Raw genomic sequence first — 13,110 nt, 5'->3', positions numbered from 1 at the left:
TGAGTCAGGAGACCGCACATGGACAGAGTCGTCATCATTACCGGCGCCAGCCGCGGGATTGGCGCCGAGACGGCATTGCTCGCCGCGCGCGAGGGTTATCGCATCTGCATCAACTACCAGGCCGACGAAAACGCCGCCCACGCTGTGCTGGATCAGGTCCGCGCCCTGGGCGTACAGGCGATTGCGGTGCGCGCCGACGTGAGCATCGAAGACGAAGTGATCGCACTGTTCAACCGTGTCGATGCCGAGTTGGGCCGCGTCACCGCGTTGGTGAATAACGCGGGCACCGTCGGCCATAAGTCGCGGGTCGATGAAATGTCTGAATTTCGCGTGCTGAAAATCCTCAAGACCAACGTACTGGGCCCGATACTGTGCGCCAAGCATGCGCTGCTGCGCATGTCGCCAAGGCATGGCGGGCAGGGCGGCAGTATCGTCAACGTCTCGTCGGTGGCGGCGCGCCTGGGCTCTCCGGGTGAATATGTGGACTATGCGGCCTCCAAGGGCGCGCTCGATACGTTCACCCTTGGTCTGTCCAAGGAAGTGGCGGGCGAGGGCATTCGCGTCAACGCGGTTCGCCCTGGCTATATTTTTACCGACTTCCATGCCCTCAGCGGCGACCCGGATCGGGTCAGCAAGCTCGAATCCGGTATCCCCATGGCCCGAGGCGGGCGTCCGGATGAAGTGGCCGAGGCGATTATCTGGTTGTTGTCGGACAAGGCCTCGTACGCCACCGGTACGTTCATCGACCTGGGGGGCGGGCGCTGATCGCGCTTTCCCTCACCCCACGCATGGCAACTGTAGGAGCGAGCTTGCTCGCGAAAAACGTCCAGCCAACGCGTTCATCCTGAATAAACGCGCAGGCCCGGAGTTCTTCGCGAGCAAGCTCGCTCCTACAAAGAGCCTTGCCATTGCGCCACTCAAAACGAGCGCACGATCCGCCCCAGCGTCTCCATCGCCTGCTCCGACGCGTCGGTCCATGGGCTGCCGTAGTTCAACCGGATGCAATTGCGAAAGCGCCGGGTCGCCGAAAAGATCGGCCCCGGTGCGATGCTGATGCCTTGTGCCAGGGCCATTTGAAACACCTTCAATGAATCGGTGTGCTCCGGCAATTCCAGCCACAGGAAATACCCGCCAGCCGGTTGGCTGACCCGGGTCTGGGCCGGAAAATACCGGGCGATGGCCGCGAGCATCGCGCTTTGCTGTTCTTCCAGGGCATAGCGCAGTTTGCGCAGGTGCCGGTCGTAGCCGCCGTGTTGCAGGTAATCGGCAATCGCGGCCTGGGCCGGCATCGACGGGCACAGCGAGGTCATCAGCTTCAGGCGCTCGACCTTCTGTGCGAAACGCCCGGCCGCCACCCAGCCCACGCGGTAACCCGGCGCCAGGCTCTTGGCGAAGGAGCCGCAATGCATCACCAGCCCCTCGGTGTCGAAGGCCTTGGCCGGTTTCGGCGCATGCTGGCCGTAATACAGCTCGGCGTAGACGTCATCTTCGATCAGCGGTACCTGGTGGCTGCGCAGCAACTGCACCAGCGCCTGCTTTTTTTCTTCCGGCACCGTGGCGCCCATCGGGTTCTGGAAGCTGGTCATGCTCCAGCAGGCCTTGATCGGGTAACGCGCAAGGCTTTGCTCCAGGGCGTTGAGGTCGATGCCGTCGCGTGGGTGCACCGGGATTTCCACGGCCTTGAGCTTCAAGCGCTCCAGCACTTGCAGGCAGGCATAAAACGCCGGGGCTTCAATCGCCACCAGGTCGCCCGGCTCGGTGACGGCCTGCAGGCACAGGTTCAGCGCTTCCAGGGCGCCGTTGGTGATCAGCAGTTCTTCCATCGGCAGCATCAGGCCGCCGACCATGTAGCGCAGCGCAATCTGGCGGCGCAGTTGCGGGTTGCCGGGGGACATGTCGGTGACCACCAGGCGCGGGTCCATTTCGCGACTGGCACTGGCCAGTGAGCGGGCCAGGCGCGGCAGCGGAAACAGCATCGGGCTGGGGAAGGCCGAGCCGAAGGGCACGGTGTTCGGGTCCTTGATCGAATCCAGCACCGAAAACACCAGCTCGCTCACATCCACTTCGGTGGACTCGTGCACCTGCTCGCTCACCACCGGCTCGGAAAACGGGCTGGGCGCATGGATATTGACGAAGTAGCCCGAACGCGGCCGCGCGCGGATCAGGCCACGGCGTTCCAGCAGGTAGTAGGCCTGGAACACGGTGGACGGGCTGACGCCGTAGGTCTGGCTGGCATAGCGCACCGAAGGCACGCGCTGACCAGGGCCAAGGACGCCGGAGCGGATCAGTTCTGCGATGTCATCGGCGAATTTTTCGTAGCGTTTCATGGGGGCCTTGAACAGTTTTTCAGTGTGTGCGCTGGGCAAATGTGGGAGGGGGCTTGCCCCTCCCACATGGAACGCCATACATTCAGGGGATTATCAGCGGTTCAACGGCGCGACAAAACGGCTGTCGGCAGCGCTGTAGATCCACGGCTCATCCACATCCGTGACCTTGAAGCGCAGGGTCTGCGAACTGCTCGCCGGTGTGTCCGCCAGCAGCGCCACCGACACCGCAATATCGCTGATTTCACCCGGCGCCAGGCTGAGCTGGGTCTTGCCTTGCAACTGGAAGCCCTCGGCGTCCACCAGCTCCACGCGATAATCCTGGCGCTGCTGGGTCTTGTTGATGACCTTGAGGCTGTAGATGTTTTCGATCAAGCCCTGGCTGTTCTCGCGGAACATGCCGCGGTCCTTGGTCACGTCCAGCGATACCATCGGCCGCTCGATCAGGGCCACCACCAGCGCGGCGATCATCACCAGCAGCACGGCACTGTAGCCGATCAGGCGCGGCCGTAGCAGCCGGGTCTTGCCTCCTTGCAGCTGATGTTCGCTGGTATAGCTGACCAGGCCCCGGGCATAACCCATTTTGTCCATGATCGAATCGCAGGCGTCGATGCACGCCGCACAGCCGATGCATTCCATTTGCAGGCCATCACGGATGTCGATGCCGGTGGGGCACACCTGCACGCACAGCTGGCAGTCGATGCAATCGCCCAGGCCTGCGTCTGCCGGTTTCACTTCGCGTTTGCGCGCGCCACGGCGTTCGCCACGGGCGGCGTCGTAGGCAATGGTCAGGGTGTCTTTATCGAACATCACGCTTTGAAAGCGCGCATAGGGACACATGTGCATGCACACGGCTTCGCGCAGCCAGCCGGCATTGAGGTAGGTGGCCGCAGTGAAGAACAACACCCAGAACAGACTGACGCCGCCCAGTTGCCAGCTCAGCAGTTCGGCGGCCAACGGGCGGATGGGGGTGAAGTAGCCGACGAAAGTCAGGCCGGTGAGCACGCTGATTCCCAGCCACAGGGTGTGCTTGGCCGAGCGCCGTGCCAGCTTGTTCAGGCTCCAGGGCGCGGCGTGCAGTTTGATGCGCTGGTGACGCTCGCCTTCGGTGATTTTTTCGCACCACATGAACAGCCAGGTGAACGCGCTTTGCGGGCAGGTATAGCCGCACCACACGCGGCCGGCGAATACCGTGATGGCAAACAAGCCGAAGGCGCAGATGATCAACAAGGCCGACAGCAGGATGAAGTCCTGGGGCCAGAAGGTTGCGCCAAATATGTGGAATGTGCTCTCGGCCAGATCCCACAGCACGGCCTGACGCCCGCCCCAGTTCAGCCACACGGTGCCGAAAAACGCCAGGAACAGAACGCCCGCACCGCTCACACGCAAGGTGCGGAACAGGCCGGTGAAGCTGCGGGTGTGGATCAGGTTGTCGGTGGATCTGGCCTTCACCTTCTTCAGGTGGATGGGCTCAAAGGTTTCCACGCTGGGGATTCGTTCGCTCATGGTCATCCGCTCATCAGCCTCCGTCAGGCCAACGAACTATGCCCGGCGCTCTGTTTGCATAACAGATTCAGGTGGCGGGATAAAAAGCGGATCAGATGGCAGGTTTGCGCAGCTAATCGCGCACAGGTGACGCAGAGCGTCTCGGGCTGCATTCCCACGCGGGAGCGTGGGAACGATCTTCAAACCGGGTCAAAAATGTGGGAGGGGGCTTGCCCCCGATAGCGCTGGGTCAGTTGATAGGGCAGGTAACTGACCCTCCTCTATCGGGGGCAAGCCCCCTCCCACAGGGGATTTTCATGGATTGATACAGATCAATTAAATTACCGAACCAGGGGTGTCGGATTTTACATGTTCACGCCCGTCGTGGGCCCCCGCGACGGTCAGTGCATCGGCCTCGGCTTCAGTGATGTAGATCCGCTCGGCCGCCAACTCGACGTACGACATGGCCTTATCGATGTCGGTCTCGACCTTGACGCGGGTGGCCGGCACGCTTTGTTCCTGGCCATTGTCGTTGAGCGTGAAATAGCACAGTTGGTTGTCGATACGGATAGGCATACCAGTGTCCTGTTCATGGGCTGTGATCGTTTGGGGCCACACAGGCGTTAGGGTTCCACGCAACTGACTGACGGTCGCCGCTGTCCACCTTCTATCAATAATCATAAAAGGGCGGCATCCATGGACGCTTGGCTACACGAAGCGTGGCAAACCCTGCAGGCGGAATTTGCCGATATCGGCGACGCCAAACAACTCACCCAGATGACCGTGCGCCTGCTGATGGCCGCGATACTCGGCGGCATCCTGGGTTTTGAGCGCGAAAGCAAAGGCAAGGCTGCCGGGGTGCGCACGCACATGCTGGTGGCATTGGGCGCCGCGCTGTTTGTGATGGTGCCGCAGATGTCCGGCAATCAGGCCGACGCCATGAGTCGGGTGGTGCAGGGCGTGATTGCCGGCATCGGCTTTCTGGGCGCCGGCACCATCATCAAAGGCAAGGATGATGACGCCGGCCACGTCAAGGGACTGACCACCGCAGCGGGTTTATGGATGACCGCTGCGATTGGGGTCTCGGCCGGTTTGGGCCGGGAATCGACAGCGGTGTTGAGTACGTTGCTGGCCTTGGCGGTGTTCAGCGTGATGCCGAAAATCGTCAAGCGTTTCGAGAAGGACTGACGATCACCGGCGGCATGGTGGTCGGCGGCTCCTGTACCGGTGGCGGCTCGTTTTCCGGCGGTTCCTGCTCCGGGACCGGTTCAGGCTCGCTGGGGGGCAAGGTCGGGTTATCGATATTCGGGTCCGGCGTTTGCGCCGGGATAGGGATAGTCATCGGTGTGGCCTCCTTTGTGCTTTGCTCCAACGGTGGACAGCCGGCGCAGGCAATTGATTCCCCGCCCGGTGGCGGCATATCCGCCTGAACTTTTAACCGCAGCCCGGGCTCGGACCTAATACGGATCTGCGCTTCAAGCGCGCTGCCATCACCGAATTCGGATCAAGCACAGAGCGTCCACTGGGCGTAAGGGGAATAGGCTCGATGACTGCTGAAACACGGGTACCAGAACACGCTTCGTTGCCGTTGTCCCAAGCACTGCTGTTACCCAGGATCGCGATTGAAAGCACCATGCCTGTGATCGACGGCGGTGAGTTTGCCGTCAAGGCAGTGGTCGGTCAGCGGGTCAATGTGACCAGTAAAGTGTTCGCCGATGGCCACGACAAGCTGGCGGTGCTGGTGCGCTGGCGCCCGCTTGGGCAGGAACATTGGCACAGCGTGGTCATGACTGATGTGGGCAATAACGGCTGGGAAGGCGCGTTTACCGTCACCACCCAGGGGCCCCATGAGTTTTGCATCGAGGCCTGGATCGATACCTTCGCCAGCTTCTGCTATGAATTGCGCAAAAAACACGAAGCCGGGGTGCCCGTCAGCCTGGAACTGCAGGAAGGCCGCAGCCTGGTGCTGCAGGCCGCCGAGCGCAGTGACAACGAACTGCGCGACCGCCTGATGCTGCTGCACCACGAACTCTCCGGCTTGCTGGAAACCGAGCAGGTCGCGCAGTTTCTGCACGAAGACAGTGCACACCTGATGACCCAGGCGGACCACCGCGCCTATTTGAGCGTCAGCACCGTCTACCCGATTGACGTGGAACGCGAGCGCGCCCAGTTCGCCAGCTGGTACGAGCTGTTTCCCCGCTCGATTACCGACGATCCGGCCCGCCATGGCACGTTCAACGATGTGCACTCACGCCTTTCGATGATCCATGACATGGGCTTTGACGTGCTGTACTTCCCGCCGATCCATCCGATCGGGCGCAGCCACCGCAAGGGCAAGAACAACTCCCTGACCGCAGGCCCCGATGATCCCGGCAGCCCCTACGCGATTGGCAGCGAGGAGGGCGGGCACGAGGCGATCCACCCGCAACTGGGAAGCCGCGAGGATTTCCGTCGCCTGGTCAAGGCCGCCGCCGACCACGGCCTGGAAATCGCCCTGGACTTTGCCATCCAGTGCTCCCAGGACCATCCGTGGCTCAAGCAGCATCCGGGCTGGTTCAACTGGCGCCCGGACGGCACGATCAAATACGCGGAGAACCCGCCGAAGAAGTACCAGGACATCGTCAACGTCGACTTTTATGCGGCGGATGCGATCCCAAGTCTGTGGGTCGAACTGCGTGACATCGTCGTGGGCTGGGTGGAAGAGGGCGTGAAGACCTTTCGCGTCGATAATCCCCACACCAAGCCGCTGCCGTTCTGGCAGTGGTTGATCAGCGACGTGCGTGCCCAGTACCCGGAGGTGATCTTCCTGGCCGAAGCCTTTACCACCCCGGCCATGATGGCGCGCTTGGGTAAAGTCGGTTATTCCCAGAGCTACACCTATTTCACCTGGCGTAACACCAAGGCCGAGCTGAGTGAGTATTTCACCCAGTTGAACCAGTCGCCGTGGCGCGAATGCTACCGCCCGAATTTCTTCGTCAATACGCCGGACATCAACCCAGCCTTCTTGCATGAATCCGGTCGTGCGGGTTTTCTGATTCGCGCCGCGTTGGCCACCATGGGCTCGGGCTTGTGGGGCATGTACTCGGGCTTCGAGCTGTGCGAGTCGGCGCCAGTGCCGGGCAAAGAGGAATACCTGGACTCGGAGAAATACGAGATTCGCCCCCGCGATTTCACCGCGCCCGGCAACATCATTGCCGAGATCGCCCAGCTCAACCGCATCCGCCGGCAGAACCCGGCGTTGCAGACGCATCTGGGACTCAAGCTCTACAACGCCTGGAACGACAACATCCTGTACTTCGGCAAGCGCAGCGAGGACGGCAGCAATTTCGTGCTGGTGGCCATCAACCTCGACCCGCACAACGCCCAGGAAGCGCACTTCGAATTGCCGCTATGGGAGATGGGCTTGCCGGACGACGCCCAGACCCAGGGCGAAGACTTGATGAATGGCCATCGCTGGACCTGGTATGGCAAGACCCAATGGACACGCCTGGAGCCGCAGATGCCGTTTGGGATCTGGCGGATTACCGCTTCCTGAACCCAGTGGAGATCAAATGTGGGAGGGGGCTTGCCCCCGATAGCGGTGTTTCAGTTGATAAATGAGGTGACTGATCTACCGCATCGGGGGCAAGCCCCCTCCCACACTGATCACATTTCAGCATTCCAGGAGTTTCCAATGGCGAAAAAACCCAAGGCAGCCACCTTTATCAAAGACCCGCTCTGGTACAAGGACGCGGTGATTTACCAGGTGCACGTCAAATCCTATTTCGACTCCAACAACGACGGCATTGGTGACTTTCCCGGGCTGATCGCCAAGCTCGACTACATCGCCGACCTTGGCGTGAACACCATCTGGCTGCTGCCGTTCTACCCATCGCCACGCCGCGACGACGGCTACGACATCGCCGAATACCGTGGCGTGCACAGCGACTACGGGACCATGGCCGACGCCAGGCGCTTCATCGCCGAGGCGCACAAACGCGGGCTGCGGGTGATCACCGAGCTGGTAATCAACCACACCTCCGACCAGCACCCCTGGTTCCAGCGCGCGCGCAAGGCCAAGCCGGGATCGGCGGCGCGAGACTTCTATGTCTGGTCCGATGATGACCAGAAATACGACGGCACGCGGATCATCTTCCTCGACACCGAGAAGTCCAACTGGACCTGGGACCCCGTGGCCGGCCAGTACTTCTGGCACCGCTTCTATTCGCACCAGCCCGACCTCAACTTCGACAACCCGCAGGTGATGAAAGCGGTGCTGTCGGTGATGCGCTACTGGCTCGACCTGGGCATCGACGGCCTGCGCCTGGATGCGATTCCCTACCTGATCGAGCGTGACGGCACCAACAACGAGAACCTTGCCGAAACCCACGACGTGCTCAAGCAGATTCGCGCCGAAATCGACGCGCATTACCCGGACCGCATGTTACTGGCCGAAGCCAACCAATGGCCGGAAGACACCCAGCTCTACTTCGGCGAACGCAAAGGTGACGACGGCGATGAATGCCATATGGCTTTCCACTTCCCGTTGATGCCGCGCATGTACATGGCGCTGGCTCAGGAAGATCGCTTTCCCATCACTGACATCCTGCGCCAGACCCCGGAAATCCCGGCCAATTGCCAGTGGGCGATCTTCCTGCGCAACCACGATGAACTGACCCTGGAAATGGTCACCGACAAAGAGCGCGATTACCTGTGGAACTACTACGCCGCCGACCGCCGCGCGCGTATCAACCTGGGCATTCGGCGCCGCCTGGCGCCGCTGATGGAGCGTGACCGGCGCCGCGTCGAATTGCTCAACAGCCTGTTGCTGTCGATGCCCGGCACGCCGACCCTCTACTACGGCGACGAAATCGGCATGGGCGACAATATTTACCTGGGCGACCGCGACGGCGTGCGCACGCCGATGCAGTGGTCCATCGACCGCAACGGCGGTTTCTCCCGCGCCGACCCGGCCAGCCTGGTGTTGCCGCCGATCATGGACGCGCAATACGGCTATCAGTCGGTCAACGTCGAGACCCAGGCCCAGGACCCGCATTCACTGCTCAACTGGACGCGGCGCATGCTCGCGGTGCGCAAGCAATCCAAGGCGTTCGGCCGTGGCAGCCTGAAAATGCTCTCGCCCGCCAATCGCCGCATCCTCGCGTATACCCGCGAATACACCGCAGAAGACGGCCACACCGAAATCATCCTGTGCGTGGCCAACGTGTCGCGCAGCGCCCAGGCCGCAGAGCTGGACCTGTCGGGCTTTGCCGGCATGGTGCCGGTGGAGATGCTGGGCGGTAACGCGTTCCCGCCTATTGGCCAGCTCAATTTCCTGCTGACCCTGGCGCCCTATGGCTTTTATTGGTTTGTGCTGGCCGCGGAAAACCAGATGCCCAGCTGGCATGTGGAACCGGCCCAGAGCATTCCTGACTTCACGACATTGGTGTTGAAAAAACGTATGGAAGAATTATTGGAAGAGCCTTGCCGCACGACCCTGGAACACACTTCGCTGCCGGCCTGGCTGCCCAAGCGCCGTTGGTTCGCGGGTAAAGACGCCACGATCGACAGCGTGAAAATCGCCTACGGCGTGCGCTTCGGCGACCCGCAGCACCCTGTGCTGCTCAGCGAAATCGACGTCACCAGCGCAGGGCAGACCAGCCGTTATCAGCTGCCCTTCGGTTTCCTCGGCGAAGACCAACTCACCACGGCCTTGCCCCAGCAACTGGCAATGGCCCGTGTACGCCGCAGCCGCCAGGTTGGGCTGGTGACCGACGCGTTCAGCCTTGAGCCCTTCGTGCGTGCGGTGATCCAGAACCTGCAGGCCGGCACCGTGCTCAACTGCAGCGAGGGTGATTTGCGCTTTGAGGCAACCCCGCATTTGGCCGCCTTGCAACTGACGGACGAAGCGCCGGTGCGCTACCTGTCTGCCGAGCAGTCCAACAGTTCGGTGGTCGTGGGCGAGAGCCTGGTGCTCAAGCTGATCCGCAAAGTCAGCACCGGGGTGCACCCGGAGCTGGAAATGAGCGCCTACCTCACCGAAGCCGCTTACCCGAATATTTCTCCGCTGATGGGGTCGATGAGCCGGCGCGACGCCCAGGGCGAGGACAACCTGCTGATGATCGCCCAGGGCTATCTGAGCAACCAGGGCGATGCCTGGAGCTGGACCCAGAACAACCTCGAACGCGCGATTCGCGACGAACTGGCCGAAGCGATCTCCGAACAGGAACAGCATTACAACGCCCTGGGCGAACTGGCCGACTTTGCCGGCCTGCTCGGCCAGCGTCTGGGTGAGATGCATGTGGTGTTGGGTGCACCCACCCAGAACACGGACTTCAAGCCCGAAGTGACCTCAGTCAAGGACACCCAGGCCTGGGCCAAGGATGTGGGCGCGCAGATCCAGCGGGCCTTGCAGTTGCTCAAACTAAATCAAAGCCAGTTGAACCCCGCCGATCAGGCGCTGGTCAGTGAACTACTGGCGCAGGAAAAAGCCATCGGCGCGCACGTCAAGGCGTTGGCGAAAGCCACGCAGGGCGGGTTGCGAATTCGCGTCCACGGTGACTTGCACCTGGGCCAGGTATTGGTGGTCAAGGGCGATGCCTATTTGATCGACTTTGAAGGTGAACCGGCGCGTCCGCTGCATGAACGGCGCGGCAAGCACAGCCCGTACAAGGATGTGAGCGGTGTGTTGCGCTCCTTCGATTACGCGGCGGCCATGGCGCTGAATGTACAAGCAGTTGACCATTCGCCGGAAGCGGATGCCGCCCGTCGACGCGTGACCGAGCGTTACCTGAGTGAAGCCCGCCAGGCATTTACCCAGGCTTATCAGGCAGCGACGGCTACACTGGCGCATGACTGGCAGGATGCCAACGGCCAGGGTGCTGCGCTGACATTATTCAGCCTGGAGAAGGCCGCGTATGAAGTGGCCTACGAAGCGGAAAATCGCCCGAGCTGGTTGCCGGTGCCCTTGCAAGGGCTGCACGGTTTGCTCAGCGGGCTTACACCTGAATCGAAAACTGCACGCGGTGGGGAGACGTCATGAGTTTTACGCATAGAGAACCGCTGCAGCCCAAGTTGACTGCAATGCCGGCGTCCAAGGACGTCGACGCGCTGGTGCGCGCCGAGCACCACGATCCATTCTCGGTCCTTGGGCCGCACGACGACGAGCAGGGCGGGCAATTTATCCGCGCGTTCCTGCCCGAAGCGCTGAGCGTCCAGGTGCTGGCACGTGACAGTGGCGAGCCGATCGGCAGCCTCGACGCCACCCAGGTGCCGGGGCTGTTCGTGGGGCACTTCGGCACGCGCCAGAATTACCTGTTGAAGATCCAGTGGGCCGGCGGTGAGCAGATCACCGAAGACCCTTACAGCTTCAGCCAATTGCTGCTGGGGGAAATGGACCTGTACCTGTTTGCCGAAGGCAACCACCGCGACCTGGGCAATTGCCTGGGCGCTCAGGTGACCACGGTGGACGGTGTGCAGGGCGTGCGCTTTGCCGTCTGGGCACCGAATGCCCGACGGGTGTCGGTGGTGGGCGACTTCAACGTCTGGGACGGTCGCCGGCATCCGATGCGCTTGCGTCATCCGTCGGGCGTGTGGGAGATCTTTATTCCGCGCCTGCAACCGGGCGCGGCCTACAAGTACGAAATTCTCGGCGCCCATGGGATCCTGCCGCTCAAGGCCGACCCGGTCGCCCTGGCCACCCAACTGCCGCCGGACACCGCTTCGAAGGTTGCCGCGCCGTTGCAGGTGGACTGGCAGGACCATGAGTGGATGCAGGCGCGCGGTGACAAGCAGAAATCCACCGCGCCGCTGTCGATCTATGAGTTGCACGTCGGTTCCTGGCAATGCGAACTCGACGAGGCCGGCGAAGTGGCGCGCCAGTACGGTTGGCGCGAACTGGCCGAGCGCCTGATTCCCTACGTGCAGCAACTGGGCTTCACGCACATCGAGCTGATGCCGATCATGGAGCACCCCTTCGGCGGTTCCTGGGGCTATCAAGCCTTGTCGCAGTTCGCGCCGAGTGCACGTTTTGGCTCGCCGGAAGATTTCGCGTATTTCGTCAACGCCTGCCATCAGGCCGATATTGGCGTGATCCTCGACTGGGTACCGGCGCATTTCCCGACCGACACCCACGGCCTGGCGCAATTCGACGGTACCGCGTTGTACGAATACGCCAACCCGCTGGAAGGTTTCCACCAGGATTGGGACACGCTGATCTACAACCTGGGCCGCACCGAAGTGCACGGTTTCATGCTCGCCTCGGCGTTGCACTGGCTCAAGCACTTTCACGTCGACGGCCTGCGCGTGGATGCGGTGGCGTCGATGCTGTACCGCGACTACTCGCGCAAAGCCGGCGAGTGGGTGCCCAACCGTCACGGTGGCCGCGAGAACCTGGAAGCCATCGAGTTTCTGCGCCACTTGAACGACGTGGTAGCCCTGGAGGCGCCGGGTGCCCTGGTGATCGCCGAGGAATCCACGGCGTGGCCGGGCGTCAGCCAAAGCACCCAGCAAGGTGGCCTGGGCTTTAACTACAAGTGGAACATGGGCTGGATGCATGACTCGCTGCATTACATCCAGCAAGACCCGGTGTACCGCGCCCATCACCACAACGAGCTGAGTTTTGGCCTGGTGTACGCCTGGTCCGAGCGGTTTATCCTGCCGATTTCCCATGATGAAGTGGTGCACGGCAAGCACTCGCTGATCGACAAGATGCCCGGCGACCGCTGGCAGAAATTCGCCAACCTGCGTGCCTACCTGAGCTTCATGTGGATGCACCCGGGCAAGAAGCTGCTGTTCATGGGCTGCGAATTCGGCCAATGGCGGGAGTGGAACCACGACCAGCAACTGGACTGGTACCTGCTGCAATACCCCGAGCACCGTGGGGTGCAGAAGCTGGTGGGCGACTTGAACCGCCTGTACCGCGAGGAACCGGCGCTGCATGAGCAGGATGATGCGCCTCAGGGCTTCCAGTGGCTGATTGGCGACGACGCGATCAACAGCGTCTATGCCTGGCTGCGCTGGAGCAAGGACGGCAAGCCGGTGCTGGTGGTCGCCAACTTCACCCCGGTGCCGCGTGAGGCGTACGCCGTCGGCGTACCGTTTGCCGGGCGCTGGAGCGAGGTGATCAACAGTGACGCCGACATGTATGCCGGGTCCAACTACGGTAATGGCGGCGCGGTGCAGACCCTGGATGAACCGCGCCATGGGCAGCCGGTATCCCTGTCGTTGAACCTGCCGCCGTTGGGGGTGCTGATTCTGCGGCCTGAGGCGGGTTAAAACGCGGTAGCGCGCCGGCGGCGGTTGTCCGCGCTGCTGGCAGGGT

General features: G+C 62.1%; 9 protein-coding genes. 5 read left to right on the top strand and 4 right to left on the bottom strand.

The genetic code is table 11. From position 1 onward, the window contains the following. Positions 1 to 18: 18 nt before the first annotated feature. Entirely contained in the window at positions 19 to 765 is a 747-nt protein-coding gene (locus tag SC318_RS14680; RefSeq protein WP_320427369.1) for an SDR family oxidoreductase, read from the top strand. A gap of 152 nt (positions 766 to 917) precedes the next feature. On the opposite strand, the gene mapR is transcribed toward SC318_RS14680, so the two are convergent. From mapR to SC318_RS14665, 3 genes are all read right to left on the bottom strand, one after another. Then, a complete protein-coding gene (mapR, locus tag SC318_RS14675; protein ID WP_320427368.1) occupies positions 918 to 2,327 on the bottom strand; it encodes a GntR family transcriptional regulator MpaR in 1,410 nt (469 codons plus the stop codon). A gap of 93 nt (positions 2,328 to 2,420) precedes the next feature. Then, complete coding sequence (gene ccoG, locus SC318_RS14670) at positions 2,421 to 3,830, bottom strand: cytochrome c oxidase accessory protein CcoG (protein ID WP_320427367.1); 1,410 nt, start codon at positions 3,828 to 3,830, stop codon at positions 2,421 to 2,423. 315 nt (positions 3,831 to 4,145) lie between these two features. Continuing rightward, positions 4,146 to 4,385, bottom strand: a complete 240-nt coding sequence (locus SC318_RS14665; protein WP_306493252.1) for a DUF3203 family protein — start codon at positions 4,383 to 4,385, stop codon at positions 4,146 to 4,148. A 120-nt stretch (positions 4,386 to 4,505) separates the two neighbouring features. On the opposite strand from SC318_RS14665, the gene SC318_RS14660 reads away from it, so the two are divergent. Beyond that, a complete protein-coding gene (locus SC318_RS14660; protein ID WP_320427366.1) occupies positions 4,506 to 4,997 on the top strand; it encodes an MgtC/SapB family protein in 492 nt (163 codons plus the stop codon). Here the strand turns inward: SC318_RS14660 and SC318_RS14655 are convergent. Next, positions 4,975 to 5,151, bottom strand: coding sequence for a hypothetical protein (locus SC318_RS14655; protein WP_320427365.1), 177 nt, complete (start codon positions 5,149 to 5,151; stop codon positions 4,975 to 4,977). The two genes, SC318_RS14660 and SC318_RS14655, sit on opposite strands and share 23 nt — an antisense overlap. Before the next feature lie 204 nt (positions 5,152 to 5,355). Here SC318_RS14655 and SC318_RS14650 point away from each other — a divergent pair, with 204 nt between their 5' ends. The 3 genes from SC318_RS14650 (at position 5,356) to glgB (ending at position 13,064) form a co-directional block, all read left to right on the top strand. Next, positions 5,356 to 7,344, top strand: a complete 1,989-nt coding sequence (locus tag SC318_RS14650; RefSeq protein WP_320427364.1) for an alpha-1,4-glucan--maltose-1-phosphate maltosyltransferase — start codon at positions 5,356 to 5,358, stop codon at positions 7,342 to 7,344. 138 nt (positions 7,345 to 7,482) lie between these two features. Next, the gene (gene treS / locus SC318_RS14645; RefSeq protein ID WP_320427363.1) at positions 7,483 to 10,830 is read left to right on the top strand and encodes a maltose alpha-D-glucosyltransferase; all 3,348 of its coding nucleotides are present in this window, start codon (positions 7,483 to 7,485) and stop codon (positions 10,828 to 10,830) included. Next, positions 10,827 to 13,064, top strand: coding sequence for a 1,4-alpha-glucan branching protein GlgB (gene glgB / locus SC318_RS14640; RefSeq protein ID WP_320427362.1), 2,238 nt, complete (start codon positions 10,827 to 10,829; stop codon positions 13,062 to 13,064). The genes treS and glgB overlap by 4 nt, the downstream gene beginning before the upstream one ends. Positions 13,065 to 13,110 lie beyond the last annotated feature (46 nt).

It is taken from the genome of Pseudomonas sp. MUP55 (genome assembly GCF_034043515.1).
Taxonomy (GTDB): domain Bacteria; phylum Pseudomonadota; class Gammaproteobacteria; order Pseudomonadales; family Pseudomonadaceae; genus Aquipseudomonas.
The sequence above is the reverse complement of the archived record's forward strand: the minus strand, read 5'-3'. Positions and strand labels throughout refer to the sequence as shown.

Coding starts and splice junctions, on each gene's coding strand:
- SC318_RS14680 (WP_320427369.1), top strand. CDS start 19: ATGGACAGAGTCGTCATCATTACCGGCGCCAGCCGCGGGATTGGCGCC.
- mapR (WP_320427368.1), bottom strand. CDS start 2,327: ATGAAACGCTACGAAAAATTCGCCGATGACATCGCAGAACTGATCCGC.
- ccoG (WP_320427367.1), bottom strand. CDS start 3,830: ATGAGCGAACGAATCCCCAGCGTGGAAACCTTTGAGCCCATCCACCTG.
- SC318_RS14665 (WP_306493252.1), bottom strand. CDS start 4,385: ATGCCTATCCGTATCGACAACCAACTGTGCTATTTCACGCTCAACGAC.
- SC318_RS14660 (WP_320427366.1), top strand. CDS start 4,506: ATGGACGCTTGGCTACACGAAGCGTGGCAAACCCTGCAGGCGGAATTT.
- SC318_RS14655 (WP_320427365.1), bottom strand. CDS start 5,151: ATGACTATCCCTATCCCGGCGCAAACGCCGGACCCGAATATCGATAAC.
- SC318_RS14650 (WP_320427364.1), top strand. CDS start 5,356: ATGACTGCTGAAACACGGGTACCAGAACACGCTTCGTTGCCGTTGTCC.
- treS (WP_320427363.1), top strand. CDS start 7,483: ATGGCGAAAAAACCCAAGGCAGCCACCTTTATCAAAGACCCGCTCTGG.
- glgB (WP_320427362.1), top strand. CDS start 10,827: ATGAGTTTTACGCATAGAGAACCGCTGCAGCCCAAGTTGACTGCAATG.